Below are 11,689 nucleotides of genomic sequence, written 5' to 3' on the forward strand. Positions count from 1 at the left end.
GGAGGATGGAGACAAATGACGCTGCTGGATGACAAGTACACTCCTCTCCCGTGGTGAATCGGTTTCCTGCGCGTCCCTCTACATGAGGCTTCCAAGGCGCTGGCGGGCTGGCGGACCGAGATCCACGGCAGCGCCAACGAGACGTCCCTTCCTGGCGGCCTCGCAGAAAACGTCCTTCGCCTTGAACCCCTTACCGCCGCGGTCTACCCTCGGGAATTACTCATAGCCACAGACAACCCGGAATGGACCGCCATCCTTGACTGCTGCATTCGCGGCGGGGACCCAATACCGACGGTGATGCACCTGTCCTCTGCGTTGAAGTGCCAGGGTCTTGTCGTCTGTTCCATTCCCTTCATCGAACCCTACTCTCCTGCTCCCTACGGGGCAGTCCAGTTCTCCATGTTCGGGCCGCTGAGCACTCACTTCCTCAACTACGTGCGCGAAATAAGCTTGGTCCAGGACGGTGCCCGCTGGCACTTCACCACAACCGGGACTGAGCAGGACTTCGAGGAGCCGGGCGCCTACTCCCGGCGACGCGTCACCGATCGATTCAATCTTCCGATGTTGATCCGGTACTGCGAGGCTCTGGGCCTGCAGCCCTTCGAGGAAGACTTTCTATCCCGGCCCCTCGACGCTGGTGACCAGCCCCAACCAGGACCGCCAGAAGCAAGGCTCCTAAGCCTGGCCGAGACACGCAAATGGCTGCATATACACTCCCGTGGATAGCCCCAGTTCCGGAAGCTGCTCGCATTCGCGGAAACGCACGCTGAGGGATGCCAGAATGACACACGAGGGAATACTAATCGGAACAATCCGAGCGTTGTACCGCTATCCCGTCAAGTCGACCGCCGGTCAGGCGCTGCGCATCGCCCACGTGACAGCGGGTGGGCTGCAGCACGATCGCAAGTGGGCCATCTACACCGAAGACGGAGGCATCGCCAGCGGAAAACGCACCCGGCGTTTTCGTCCCGTCCCTGGGCTGATGCAATGGTCCTCCCGCGTAGAAGACGAACATGACGTCCCAATACTTGTGAGCCCAGACGGCGTACAGTATCGCGCCGATGATGCCGCAGCCTCGCAAGCGCTCTCCGAGGGCTTCGGCCAGCAACTGAAATTGCGCCACGAAACAAAAATCCAGCACCACGATGAGACACCACTGCACCTGGTGGCAACGTCCTCCCTGGAAGCGCTTGCCGGCCTGTCAGGACTACCGGTGGACGAACGTCGATTCCGAGCCAACCTCGTCATCGACACCGGAACCGAACCGGTCTTCCAGGAAGATAATTGGATCGGCGCCGAACTGGTCATCGGAGACGAGGTCCGCGTACAACTTGGCCACGGTGATCGTGTCAAGCTTTTCTGGCCCCAGGAGGGCATTTGAAACTGGCCCCACCCTGACTGCGATGCGAAGCCGTGGTGAGCTTGTCCTGTTCCCAAGAATGACCGTGGCTTGTAGCCTCGGCACATGAGCGACGCTGAGGAACTTTCGAAAAGGCTGCAACCCAAGATTACACGCGGCGGCTTTCGCGTTCAGTTTGTCCTGTGGTCGATGTGGACGGCGCTGCAGCTGGTCATCGTCGTTAGGAATCTCTTCTCTGGAAGTGTTTGGGATTTGGGGGATTACCTATTCCTCGCAGGGTTGATCTTAGGGGTGGCGTTCCTAGGGTTCCTTTTGCACGTTCGACATCATGATGGCCATTTTTGGGAAGCCGAAGAGACCAAGAGGGACGATTGGGACCGACGGGGACGGGCGCTTTGACGCTGGCCGAAAAACCAACTGCGGTGGGCCGCATTGGCATCTTGATATGAGGAACTCATGGCTATCCTGCTGTTTGTTGGGCGATGGTGTGGGCCAGGCGGTAGGAGTCGGTGCCAGTTTCGATGATGGCGCCATTGAAGGTCAGCCGGTCCACGATCGCGGCGCACAGGCGCGGGTCCGTGAAGGTTTTGGTCCAACCGGAGAACGATTCGTTTGAGGCGATGGCGATGGAATTTTTCTCCTCTCGCTCCGTGAGGACCTGGAAGAGGAGCTCGGCGCCGCGACGGTCCAGTTCCATGTAGCCAAGCTCGTCGATGCAGAGCAGATCCACCCGACCGTAGCGGGCGATGGTCTTGGCGAGGACTTTCTCATCGGCGGCTTCGACGAGTTCGTTCACGAGCCGGGTCGCAAGCGTGTATTTGACCCGGTAGCCCTTCTCGGCCGCGGCGGTCCCCAGCCCGATGAGCAGGTGGGATTTGCCGGTACCGGAGTCACCGATCAGGCACAAGGGCGCGCCTTTGCGGATCCAGTCCCCGGTTGCCAGGGTGTGGATGGTCGCCGGGTTGATGTTCGGGTTCGCATCGAAATCGAAATCCCCGAGCCATTTGTCCCGGGGGAAGTTGGCGGCTTTGACGCGGCGGATGGAGGAGCGCCGGTCCCGGTCATCGCACTCGGCCAGCAGCAGCTCGGCCAGGAACCCCTGATAGCTGAGTTGTTCTTTGCCGGCGGCGGTCAGGGCTTCGTCCAGGACTGCCCGGACCGTGGGCAGGCGGAGCCGGCGGCAGGCCTGGTCCACGGCAGCGACGGCGGCCTGTTCGGTCAGGCCGCGCCGCCGGCGCAGGGTCGGCGTGATGGTGGTGGCCGGTGCGGTGGGACTCATGAGATGTTCTCCTTCGACGCTTTTCCTGCGGGGTGTTCGGTGCGTTTGGCCAGCAGCTCGTCGTAGGCGCTGACCGATGGCAGGGGCCGTGTGTCCGGCGGGAGCCCTGCGATGACGGCGGCCGGGTCCATGAGCCGGCGCTGGGTGAGACTGACAACCCGTTGCACATTGACTTCATCGTGAGCGCCGGGATGACGGTCCGAACCGGACCCACCCCGGGACGAAATCGTTGCGTGTCTGCGGGCTTCGACTGCGACGACATCGGCACTGACGGCACCGACTCCCAAGGCTGCGGTGATCCCTGCCCGAACGTCGCCGGCCTCCATTGATCGGTGGAGCAGCAGGACGTCAATGAGTTCACGCGTGCCCTCCGCGTCGCCGTTGATCCTGCGGGCGGCGGCCCAGAACGCTTCATGGGCGTTGGTGAACGCCCCGGACTCCCGGGCCCGGGCCAGGGCGGTCGAACCGGGCAGCGCGCCGGGTTTCGTTTTGAGGACCTCCAGATAATGATCCAGCTGGACTGACTGTCCGTGTTTGGCAACCATCCGCGGATGTCTGGCGACCACCGCTCGGCCGTCGAACACCACGACCTCGGACGCCCGCAGGGACACCCGGACTTTCCTGCCGATGAACCCGGCCGGGACGGAGTATTTCACCATCCGCACCGTGATCATCGACGACCGGTCCACCCTCGGGTTCAGGACCAGGCCCGGGTCGAAGACCTCTGCCGGCAGTGGGGCCAGAAACGGTTGTTCGGCGGCGAGGTCCTGGCCGATGGTGCGGATCCTGTCATTGATCCGCCGGGCATCGTCCTGCGCTTCCCATTCCCGGATACGGTCGTTTAGCTCATCCAGGGATTCAGCGACGGGCATTGGGGAGAGTCGGTTGCGGCGGAACCAGCCGACTTCTCCTTCGACGCCGCCTTTTTCGTGAGCCCCGGCGATGCCGGGCTGGCAGTAGAAGGGGTCGAAGCCGTAGTGGGAGCGGAACAGAACCCACCGGTCGTTCTCCTGGCGCTGCCGGCCCTGCCCGAACACCACCGCGGTGACCGCGCTGGTGAGGTTGTCATAGCGTATATGCCGGACCGGCACGCCACCGATCTCGTTGAACGCCTCGATGTGGCCTTCCAGGAATGCTTCCTGGGCTTGCGTCGGGTAGATCCGGTGGATGGCCTTGCCGGAGTGGGAGAGCCGAAAGACGAACATGTGGCACTTGGTCTTCACCCCATTCAGGACGACCCAGAGTTCCCCGAAGTCCACCTCGGCCTCCGCGCCCGGCGCGTGTTCCTGCGGGACAAACACTTCCACCCGGCGGCCGGCTTCAACATCTATCTGCGCCCGCCGGACCCGCACGTAGTCTCGCACCGTCGAATACGATAGATCCTTGGCTCCGTGCTCCTCAATGAGTCGGGCCAGAATCCTGCGGGCGGTATGGCGCTGCTTCCGCGGCGCCGTCGTGTCCTCGGTCAGCATGGCGTCGATCGCCGCTTTGAACGGTTCCAATCGCCAAGCCACACCTTGTCTCGGTTTACGTCCCGGAGGGGAGGCGGATTCCAGAGCCTGCCGCACCGTTCTTCGATGCACCTTATGTCGGGCCGCCAGAGCGCGGACCGAGAGGCCCTCGACCCGGGCATCCCTTCGGATCAGCGCGAACAACTCCACTCTCGACTCCATCCAGACCAGCCTTCCGCCGCATCCATCCACTGATGAATCCAACGTTGAAGGCGGGGCCACATATGACCGTCACAATTGCCCGGCGAGTCACGAAGTGGGGCCAGAAATAGCCGTCCTGCCGGGGCCATCCAAACCTGTCATAGTCACCACGGCATGCCCCGTTGCGTAATGGTCGACCAGCCTCAACATGGAGTCACTGCCGAACCGAAAACCCTCAAACTGCTCGGCACACACCACAATACGAATCTCGGATTGCAGGCCCACCCCATCCGTACTGGGATGGTTCGCATCGGCGACAGAGTCGTCCTCCGTGGTCAGGAAGTGCTGACAACCTCGAAGAAGCTGCATCAAGGCACCGACAATATGCCTATTCGGTAGGACGGGCCCGGTAGGGGATCCACTTATGGCCACGTCCAGCGCCCAGCATCGTCCGGCTCAAGCCGCCGCGCCACTTCTTCGGCAAGAAAGTCAATGTCTGCCGCGTCTTTCGACCGTCGCGGAAGTCCCGGAACCCAGGTTGGCATCATGTGCTTGATCTCAATTTGAGCGGCGGGACTGATAACAGCGCATTGAACCCCTCCAAGTCGGCACTCGAGGGCGTTGGCAAGTATGTCCTTGGGCAATGCCGCATTCCGCCAAGGGCCTCCACCAACCACCACTCGACCGTCAGCCGCGCGGGCTATCGGGGCGATCCCAAATTCCACGGGTCCCTTCGCAAGATCGCGCTGCTGTTCAGCCGGGTGCTGCCCCATGTCGGTCCAGCCCCGGGCGACAAGTGCGTTGGCAATGAGGGGCATCTCGCTATCCCAGACATACCAATCGACATCGAGGTGTTCACGGGTGAGTCGACCAAGGTAAAAGTCCATTGCCCATCCGCCACGTAGCCAAATCTCACTACCCAGGCTTCGGGCAACATCTACCATTTCCGAGATTGCAGCCAACTGTAAACCGCTGATGGAGATTTCTGACATGCCAAAATGCTATCTCCGGCGTCCGTCTCGCGTCTTTGCCAGAACTGAGTCCCTTGCCATCGCAGCGCCCCTGATACGGATTGGTCTTACGGGACCCATGGCGGCCACTATGGGGGAAAATCGTTACGGTTCCAGCCAGTGGGACACCATGCAACCAGGCGGTCATTCTTCGCGAATCCGCACCTTCGTGTCCGCTCAACGATCTCCTACCGGACGCTCTGGACACCCAGCGCCTTACGGGAAGGCGTCAACCAACCGCCGTCATGCCCAATGGATTCTTTTAGCGGGCAACGTCCGACGGGTTTCCACAACTTTGGAGAATTTCTCGACTTCGGGATTTTTTATGAGCGGACCATTCTTATCTCTGGCAGCTCATCCACGTCCCACGCCTGTACCTTGCGCGCTCCGTCCGGACTGAACCCTGACTTTCGGTAGAAGGCTCTAGCACGCCGGTTGCCCTCAAGTACCCAGAGGTAGGCCGGAGTGTCGCCGATGGCGGCCTCCAAAAGTTGGGTACCGAGACCGGAACCGTGGGTATGGCTCAGGGTATAGATCCTATAGAGCTCCGGGATGCCGAGCATTTCCGGGTCCCGTGCCGGGCCAGCATCGGCCAGCCCCACCACTTCGCCGGCCTCATCATGGGCTACGAGCCGGGGATCTTCACTCGCCAGGAACATGCGGCGCTGGTCTATACGTTCGGCAATGCTGTCCCGGTGGCTGGCAAAGAAAGTCGACGGGAGCAGGTGACCGTAGCATTCCTCGTGTGCAGCGGTGTGCATCCGGACTACGGCTTCAGCATCTGCTGGCGTCGTTTGGCGAATTCTGTAGCGCATCTTTGTAGCCTACCCACGACGCCCGGTGAAGGATCGGGTTGTGGGACATAGGCTTGCCGGATGAATCAGCAGACTGAAGTAGTAATCGCTCATGGTCTGTGGCACCAGCCGGCACACTTCGATCAGTTGGTGGCCGAATTGTCACGCCTGGGCGTCAATGTCCATGTTCCTCGTCTGCATCGAGGTTCACTGGCTGCTGACACGGCAGCTGTACAAAAGACGGTCGATGGATGTTTGCGACCGCCGGTCGTCCTCGGCCATTCTTACGGCGGATCAGTCATCACTGGACTGGAGCGAATAAGGCATCTCCTCTATGTTGCTGCTTTCGTTCCAGCGGCGGATGAGAGCAGCGCCTTGTTGGGCGGGCCCGCGGCGCTGGTCAACGACGCCATCCGTCACAACGACGACGGGTCCACCAGCATTCAGACGGATCGGGCTCACGAAGTTTTGTACGCAGATTGCTCTCCCGACGACAGCTCATGGGCCACGTCGCTCCTCGTACCCCAGCAACCCGGTCACGGCCGCGGTGTACCCAGCCACATCGCCTGGAAAACCACCGAGAGCACTTACATCCATTGCGAGCAGGACAGAGCGCTCAGCCCTGCCCTTCAAGAAAGAATGGCCGCCCGATGTACAAAAGTCTTCAGCTTAAATTCAAGCCATTCACCCTTCATCAGCCAACCAGGGCGGCTGACCAGACTAATCATGGAGATTCGGGCCTCACTGCCGAAGCCGGGAGGTGTGGGGTTGAACACCGACCGGTAAAGGATCCCTCTGCGATACAGCGTTGTTCTCCTACTCTTCTCGGATTCCAATTGTGAGCGAGGCGACCGAAGGTTTAGCCAAATGGCGGAGCTCGCCCATCGTGACGTGGTTGGGCTTGACGAACACCGCGTCTGGCAGGAAATGTACGGTCGTTCCGGTCGTGCCGTCGTCGGGAATGTCGGTTAGGTCCGTTACTGGGATGCCATGCTCGTAGCGCTGGGTCCAGGAACCATTTAGCCGGCGGTTCGTATGCGTTAGCCAAGTGCTGAGGGAAGCGACAACCGACATCCCGCGACGCGGCAGCCCGTCCGATAGCACGACAGTCTCTCGGGAATCGAAGAACCGAATGTCTTTGGTGGCCATCACTGGCTTTCGGATCGTCTGGCCTTTGTCGTCGATGCGTGTATCAGTTCCGCGCCCATTGTCCGCGACGGACACCGATCCATCGGAGTGAACTGCGATCGTGATATGAGCTGGCCTGCCATGGTGTTCGGCTTCGTCCTGGGCATAGGCAAGCACTTCAAGCACGAGGTGGAGAGTCCCCTGCGGCGCGTACATTTCTGCTTGTCTCCGAATTTCCGCAAGATGATCGCGATCTACCTGCTGGGACCAGTCGTGCGTGGTGATCTTCCAGTGGTCCCTCGATTTTTCCATGCGGATCAGTATTGCAAGCCGCCCTCGCCGCACTCCGCTGAAACGCCGGTTGATGTGCACCGTAAGCCGGTCGATCACCGTGCCCAGGAAACGCGCCGCTACGTCCCGTGCAGGTGCTGTGTGACTTTCGGCGGTAAATGGCGGTCTTTTTGCGGCGCTATTTGGCGCCGTGCGCTGCCCGCAAGGGGATCCTTGAGCGGGCGGTGTTTCCGCACACCGACGGACTAGCTGCCCGGATTCCGTAGGGCCGAAAGTCGCCGGTGGCTGGAGTAAGCTCCATGCAATGACACTGCGGCGCTGTGTGGTGCCACGTCTATGGGGGTAGAAAAGCGTGAAGCATCAAAGTCTGAGGACTGCCGCAGCGGTGACGGCGGTCCTTTTCCTGGGGGCGGCACCGGCCGTGGCGGCTCCTGCGGAGATTCTCGACGTCGGCGGGACACCCCTCGGGGTAGTGGTTGGTGCTGATGGCACAGCGTACGTGGGCGATTACGGCGCCGGCGGGATTCGGGTGATACCGCCGGGAGCGTCCCGGCCTTCGCGCACTCTCAGTACGGGTATCAATGTCTCCGGGATCGCATTGGCCCCGGACGGCACGTTGTACGTGGCACAGCAGGACAGTGCCCCGGGTGAGGCAGTGGTGGGTGTCATCCCGGCCGGGGCGGCGGGTGTCGTACGGAGCATTCCGGTGTCGGATGGGAACCATCTGATTGCCGCCGGACCCGATGGGACGGTCTTCGTTCCGAACCCTGCCGAGGGCACTGTGTCGGTCATCGCACCCAATGGATCGGCGGTGGACCGCATTGTCACGGTCGGGGCCGGCCCGGTGGAAGTGGCGGTCACGAAGGACGGCACCGCGTTCGTGACGAACCAGTACGGCGGGACGGTCTCGGTGATCCCGGCCGGGGCGAACACCGTCTCGCGGACCATCCAGGTCAGCTCCACGCCCGGGAGGACAGAGAACCCCCACGGGATCGCCGCCGGCCCGGACGGGACCATCTATGTCACCAACATCAGTTCCAATGATGTCGCTGTCATCAAGCCGGGCGCCGACACCGTGGCCTACCGCGTCGATGTCCCGGGCGGACCCACGGAGGCCGCCGTCGGGCCGGACGGGACCCTTTACGTGGCCAGCGCCCTACGTCCCGCCCTGTCCGTAATACCGCCGGGGGCCAGAACAGCGGGTCCCTCGATCCCAACGGAGAGCAACCCCGGTCACCTTGCGGTAGCTCCGGACGGGACCATCATCGTGACGACCCCGGGCAGCGGCAGGGGAAACGGTTCCGTGGCCCGCTACGCCACCGCCGCTGCAGTTGCGGCTTCGGCCCCCGCCCCAGCCTCAGCACCGGTATCCGCCGCGACCCGACCCGGCGACGCGGCGACAACCCCGTGGAGCTCCCCGGCCGGAATCGCTGGAACGGCCGGAGCGGCAGCTCTCGTCATCGCCCTGCTCATCGTGGCCACGCAGCGCCGGCGAATGGCGTCCCTTCGCGACCGCGCCAGCGGGTCAGAGGAACACCCCGCCGATCACCACAGCGCAGGTATCTGGAGCGGGCACGCCGATGCAGGCCAAAGCAAGTGATCTGGCCGAGCGGGCTTAACCGGTTGTCCCAAGCTGATGTGGAAAACCCGGACAGTAAACCGTAGCCACAGCTATCCGCGGGCCCACGCCACCCTTTCACCATCTTCGGATGGGCAGTTCGGTCGCAGGCAAGGGTGCGCAGAGGGCTTCAGAAACTGACAGCTGCATCGGCGGATATTGATAGCACGGTGATCGATCCTCTTGCGGGCCAGACGCTGCACACGTTCGACTGGACGGTGTGGCGCACTGGTTAGCGCCGGATCTCAATAAATTTGTGATCGTATGTGTCCGGCTTCATGTAGTCACCGACAAACTCCAGGTCCAGCCCCGCATCGGTCCACACCGCCCGATATGTCCCAGCGCGGAATGGGTCGTACGCGTTGTTGGTGATCAGCGATGCTACTGCCGTATAAGTGGGCCACTCTCGGGGCTCGTAGATACTAAATCCTCCCGCTATGAGAACTGTTCTATTGACGATCAGCACGCTTCTTCCGTCAGTCGGGGAGTGCAGCGTGTAGGCGGCCACTGGAGTGATTAACAGCAGCATCAAGGCCAAGTATGAAAACACCAGACCGATGCAGATCCCGGCCACCCATCCGGATGCTCTTACGACCCGAGCTGCCCAGGCTTGTCGAGTTCTGAGAACTGCACTTCGTACCAGTAGATGCACGCCGGCGGCGGCGGGCACTATCGCCAGGAAGGCCGTAGCGGTTCCCAGCGTTATGGCGTTGATGTCCGGAGCGAGAAGGATATAGACGTCCGCCGAATCAAGCTGGAGCAGTGTCCAGGACATCAGGCCGAGACAAGCCGCCACCAGAAGCCATGCTATTGCCAGCCAGATAGAGGTCCGCGCACGGTTACGTGCCGCGGTCGACGTGGCGTCTTCTTGGAGAGTCATTCTCGGGAGCTTCACTCCTGGCATTCTTGGGCGTTGACAGTCCGAGCCGCTGCTCGGCGTCCGATCAAGGTTTTCCACGGCCGCGGGGTCAATGGAGGGGCCGATGGTGCAAGGCTCCTTTATCAGGAAACCAAAGCTGAATACTGAAGGTAGATCCGGAGCCCGGCGCGGTCATCAGCGACCCCGCCGCCAGAAGCAAAGATCGAGCGTTGGACTCATAAACCATATGTCCCCCCAGTTCGAAGACCTCAGACTACACGGCCGGCCAACGCGAATCGTCTGGCGGAGGTTAGTTAGTGTCCCGGTAAAGGATCGGCTTACGGGCAAATTTTCCTCTGGAAGACTATGAGGATGACTGAAGTGCTTCAAATGTCGTGGCTGACAACTCCGGCGATGGTCGGGCCCCGCGTGCGGAATCAGCTTCTGGAGTGCTGGCGGGACGTATCCAACGCCGGGGGCGCGGTGGGCTTTCCCTTCCCGCCGGTTTCTGATGAGCACGTCTTACCTTCGATTGACGCCATGGTCCGGTCATTGGACTTGGAAGTGAATCGCATCCTGATCGCCACGATGGATGGCGAGCTGGCCGGTTGGCTGCTCTTGGCCGGCAATTCGAGTGAACTAACAGCCCATTGGGCTCGGGTGCTTCGGGTCCAGACAGCCCTAAATTTCCGGAACTGCGGCGTCGGGCGTGCGCTCATGGAGGAGGTGTCCAGGGCAGCGACCGAGGATCTCTCACTGGAACAGCTGCGCCTCGAAGTGCGGGCGGGTATGGGTCTCGAGGGCTTCTACCAGTCGTGCGGGTGGCGCGAAATCGGACGATGGCCAGAAGCCCTCCGGTTACCCGGAGGCGATAGAGACGAAGTGCTTATGACGCTGGCCTTGAAGCGCAACGCTGGACCTGTTGGCGTCCGCTAAGGGATCCCTCACCGGGCACCCCTACAAGTGACGCAGGTATCTTTCAGGCGAGTCCAAGAACGACCGCCAGTTGGAAATCAGGTCGAGGTCGGACCAAGTCCGCTGCCGGAGTCCCCACGCGCCGACTTCGAGAATCTGCGCGCCGGGGAGAGCTGCGAGGACCGGGGAGTGGGTGGACATGATGACCTGGGAGGAGCCTTCGGCAAGGAGATCTTTCAGGACCGCGAGGAGGCTGAGGCATCCCGCGAAGGAGAGCGCCGACTCCGGTTCGTCAAGAACCCACAATCCGCGTCCCCGGAAACGATCCACCGCCAGTTCCAAGAACGATTCTCCGTGTGACAGGTCGTGGAACGAGATGTCCGGACCCGATGTGCTCGGGTTCGTCTCAAGGTAGGTGAAGAAGCCGTGCATGGTTTCCGCGCGCAGGAAATAGCCGCGTCGTGTGGCGCCGGCATTCCTAACGAGTTGGAGGTGATCGGCGAGAACGGATTCGGAAGATCTGGTGCTGTGCCGGGCTCCTGTAGATCCGCCTTCCGGAGATAAGCCATAGGCCAGCGCGATGGCTTCCACGAGAGTTGATTTACCCGACCCGTTTTCCCCGACGAAGATAGTTGCCGAAGTCAGGTCGAGTCCGTGGTCAAGAACCTGCGCGACAGGGGCCAGGACGCCCGGCCACCGACGGCGGTCAAGACGGTGGGCAGGGTCTTCGGCCACCCGCCTGATCGGAAAGTTATGCGAAGGCATCCCCCATTGTTGCAACTC

The 11,689-nt window shown here is 61.8% G+C and carries 12 protein-coding genes; 5 read left to right on the forward strand and 7 right to left on the reverse strand.

Annotated features, from left to right (window positions below; genetic code table 11):
- The first annotated feature begins 781 nt into the window (after positions 1-781).
- Both BLQ10_RS01775 and BLQ10_RS01780 read left to right on the forward strand, forming a co-directional pair.
- Positions 782-1,381 carry an MOSC domain-containing protein gene (locus tag BLQ10_RS01775; RefSeq protein WP_091557580.1) on the forward strand — a complete coding sequence of 200 codons (600 nt, stop codon included), beginning with the start codon at positions 782-784 and terminating at the stop codon, positions 1,379-1,381.
- Between the two features lie 84 nt (positions 1,382-1,465).
- A complete protein-coding gene (locus tag BLQ10_RS01780; protein WP_091557583.1) occupies positions 1,466-1,759 on the forward strand; it encodes a hypothetical protein in 294 nt (97 codons plus the stop codon).
- A gap of 61 nt (positions 1,760-1,820) precedes the next feature.
- Here the strand turns inward: BLQ10_RS01780 and istB are convergent, their stop codons facing one another.
- From istB to BLQ10_RS01805, 4 genes are all read right to left on the reverse strand, one after another.
- Positions 1,821-2,639 (reverse strand): IS21-like element helper ATPase IstB, encoded by an 819-nt coding sequence (gene istB, locus BLQ10_RS01785; protein WP_091557586.1) that lies wholly within the window; start codon positions 2,637-2,639, stop codon positions 1,821-1,823.
- Positions 2,636-4,312 carry an IS21 family transposase gene (gene istA, locus BLQ10_RS01790; protein WP_091557587.1) on the reverse strand — a complete coding sequence of 559 codons (1,677 nt, stop codon included), beginning with the start codon at positions 4,310-4,312 and terminating at the stop codon, positions 2,636-2,638. Before istA ends, istB begins: the two co-directional genes overlap by 4 nt.
- A gap of 401 nt (positions 4,313-4,713) precedes the next feature.
- A complete protein-coding gene (locus BLQ10_RS01800; protein WP_091557593.1) occupies positions 4,714-5,283 on the reverse strand; it encodes a nucleotidyltransferase domain-containing protein in 570 nt (189 codons plus the stop codon).
- A gap of 341 nt (positions 5,284-5,624) precedes the next feature.
- Positions 5,625-6,116 carry a GNAT family N-acetyltransferase gene (locus tag BLQ10_RS01805; protein ID WP_091557595.1) on the reverse strand — a complete coding sequence of 164 codons (492 nt, stop codon included), beginning with the start codon at positions 6,114-6,116 and terminating at the stop codon, positions 5,625-5,627.
- A gap of 60 nt (positions 6,117-6,176) precedes the next feature.
- Here BLQ10_RS01805 and BLQ10_RS01810 point away from each other — a divergent pair, with 60 nt between their 5' ends.
- On the forward strand, positions 6,177-6,881 hold the full coding sequence (locus BLQ10_RS01810; RefSeq protein ID WP_091557598.1) for an alpha/beta hydrolase: 705 nt from the start codon (positions 6,177-6,179) through the stop codon (positions 6,879-6,881).
- A 30-nt stretch (positions 6,882-6,911) separates the two neighbouring features.
- On the opposite strand, the gene BLQ10_RS01815 is transcribed toward BLQ10_RS01810, so the two are convergent.
- Complete coding sequence (locus BLQ10_RS01815; RefSeq protein WP_091557601.1) at positions 6,912-7,535, reverse strand: DNA topoisomerase subunit B; 624 nt, start codon at positions 7,533-7,535, stop codon at positions 6,912-6,914.
- 364 nt (positions 7,536-7,899) lie between these two features.
- On the opposite strand from BLQ10_RS01815, the gene BLQ10_RS01820 reads away from it, so the two are divergent.
- Complete coding sequence (locus BLQ10_RS01820) at positions 7,900-9,114, forward strand: virginiamycin B lyase family protein (protein ID WP_139164161.1); 1,215 nt, start codon at positions 7,900-7,902, stop codon at positions 9,112-9,114.
- 250 nt (positions 9,115-9,364) lie between these two features.
- Here BLQ10_RS01820 and BLQ10_RS01825 read toward each other — a convergent pair whose 3' ends face one another.
- Positions 9,365-10,012 (reverse strand): hypothetical protein, encoded by a 648-nt coding sequence (locus tag BLQ10_RS01825; RefSeq protein ID WP_091557606.1) that lies wholly within the window; start codon positions 10,010-10,012, stop codon positions 9,365-9,367.
- Between the two features lie 351 nt (positions 10,013-10,363).
- Here BLQ10_RS01825 and BLQ10_RS01830 point away from each other — a divergent pair, with 351 nt between their 5' ends.
- Positions 10,364-10,927, forward strand: a complete 564-nt coding sequence (locus tag BLQ10_RS01830) for a GNAT family N-acetyltransferase (RefSeq protein WP_091557950.1) — start codon at positions 10,364-10,366, stop codon at positions 10,925-10,927.
- Positions 10,928-10,948: 21 nt separating this feature from the next.
- Here the strand turns inward: BLQ10_RS01830 and BLQ10_RS01835 are convergent, their stop codons facing one another.
- Positions 10,949-11,671, reverse strand: coding sequence for an AAA family ATPase (locus tag BLQ10_RS01835; RefSeq protein ID WP_091557608.1), 723 nt, complete (start codon positions 11,669-11,671; stop codon positions 10,949-10,951).
- Positions 11,672-11,689 lie beyond the last annotated feature (18 nt).

Source organism: Arthrobacter sp. ok362 (assembly GCF_900102785.1).
Lineage (GTDB): Bacteria > Actinomycetota > Actinomycetes > Actinomycetales > Micrococcaceae > Arthrobacter.

Bases quoted from the DNA above. Each gene is read 5' to 3' on its own strand.
- BLQ10_RS01775 (WP_091557580.1), top strand. From the start codon at position 782: ATGACACACGAGGGAATACTAATCGGAACAATCCGAGCGTTGTACCGC.
- BLQ10_RS01780 (WP_091557583.1), top strand. From the start codon at position 1,466: ATGAGCGACGCTGAGGAACTTTCGAAAAGGCTGCAACCCAAGATTACA.
- istB (WP_091557586.1), bottom strand. From the start codon at position 2,639: ATGAGTCCCACCGCACCGGCCACCACCATCACGCCGACCCTGCGCCGG.
- istA (WP_091557587.1), bottom strand. From the start codon at position 4,312: ATGGAGTCGAGAGTGGAGTTGTTCGCGCTGATCCGAAGGGATGCCCGG.
- BLQ10_RS01800 (WP_091557593.1), bottom strand. From the start codon at position 5,283: ATGTCAGAAATCTCCATCAGCGGTTTACAGTTGGCTGCAATCTCGGAA.
- BLQ10_RS01805 (WP_091557595.1), bottom strand. From the start codon at position 6,116: ATGCGCTACAGAATTCGCCAAACGACGCCAGCAGATGCTGAAGCCGTA.
- BLQ10_RS01810 (WP_091557598.1), top strand. From the start codon at position 6,177: ATGAATCAGCAGACTGAAGTAGTAATCGCTCATGGTCTGTGGCACCAG.
- BLQ10_RS01815 (WP_091557601.1), bottom strand. From the start codon at position 7,535: ATGGAAAAATCGAGGGACCACTGGAAGATCACCACGCACGACTGGTCC.
- BLQ10_RS01825 (WP_091557606.1), bottom strand. From the start codon at position 10,012: ATGACTCTCCAAGAAGACGCCACGTCGACCGCGGCACGTAACCGTGCG.
- BLQ10_RS01830 (WP_091557950.1), top strand. From the start codon at position 10,364: ATGACTGAAGTGCTTCAAATGTCGTGGCTGACAACTCCGGCGATGGTC.
- BLQ10_RS01835 (WP_091557608.1), bottom strand. From the start codon at position 11,671: ATGCCTTCGCATAACTTTCCGATCAGGCGGGTGGCCGAAGACCCTGCC.